Origin of the sequence: Streptomyces sp. W16, assembly GCF_033194735.1 — a bacterium.
Taxonomy (GTDB): domain Bacteria; phylum Actinomycetota; class Actinomycetes; order Streptomycetales; family Streptomycetaceae; genus Streptomyces.
Window position 1 is genome coordinate 1 of record NZ_JAWOAI010001145.1, and the last position, 1,026, is coordinate 1,026.

Genomic DNA, 1,026 nt, shown 5'->3' on the forward strand with positions numbered 1-1,026 from the left:
GGACGGACCGTATGCGCCGCCGGGCGGTGGCTTCGCCCGCGCCGACGTACGTACGGGCGTATCCGGCCAGGTCGGTCTGGTAGACGGCCACGGCGGGGATGCCGAGCCGGGCCGCGGCGGCCATGCCGCGGCCGACGAGGATGAAGGGGCTGGCCAGGTGCACGATGTCGGCGCGGTGTTCGGCGATGGCCGCGGCGACGCGTCGGCTGGGGAGGGCGACGCGGACCTGGGGGTAGCCCGGGAGCGGTAGGGAGGGGATGCGGATGACTGGGCACGGCGACTGGGCGTCGGGCCCGCTACCGGCAGCGGTGGCCGGCGCGACGACGAGCGGATGATGACCGCGATCCACGAGGTGCCGGGCGGTCTGGAGCGCGCAGTGGGCCACGCCGTTCACATCGGGGGGAAAGGATTCGGTCACGATGACGACACGCATACCCGTGTTCTCGCCGCGCTGGACGTGCCCGCGTCAACGTGGATCTATGCGAACGGTGAACGTCCCATGAGCGTTGCGCTGCACACCCGAGCAGGTCAGACGGCGTCCATGCACGTCTGACCCGCGGGTCATCCCGTGTTCACACTGCGGGCGCGTCGGGCCCGATCCGGCTCCGTACGGCTGTCTGGACCTCCGCTTCCTCGGCCGGGTCGGCGGCGAGCCTGCGGAGCTGTTCCACGACCCGGGCGTCGCCGGTCTCGGCGTGCCGGGCGGCGATCTCGCGGGTGGTCTCCTCGCAGTCCCAGAGGCACTCGACGGCGAAGCCGGTGGGGAAGGAGGGGTCGGTGGCGGCCAGGGCCCGGGCGGCCCGGCCGCGCAGATGGGACGAGGCGGTTTCCCGGTACACATGGCGCAGGACGGGTGCGGCGCAGACGATGCCGAGGCGGCCGGCGCCGTCGACGAGGGTCCACAGGGTGGGGGCGTCGGGTCCTTCGCCCATGACGGCCTCCCTGAGGGCGCCGAGGACGAGGTCGCTGTCCTGGGCTCCGCCCCGGCAGGCGAGCATCCGTCCGGCGGCGGCGCCGAGCGGGTCG

At 73.9% G+C, this 1,026-nt stretch carries 1 protein-coding gene and 1 pseudogene; both read right to left on the reverse strand.

The features are described from left to right. Positions 1-433, reverse strand: a 433-nt coding sequence (locus R6V09_RS53800; protein ID WP_317888646.1) for a glycosyltransferase, incomplete at its 3' end; no start/stop codon positions are given. Between the two features lie 139 nt (positions 434-572). Then, positions 573-1,026, reverse strand: a pseudogene (locus tag R6V09_RS53805) (HEAT repeat domain-containing protein); the annotation flags it as partial.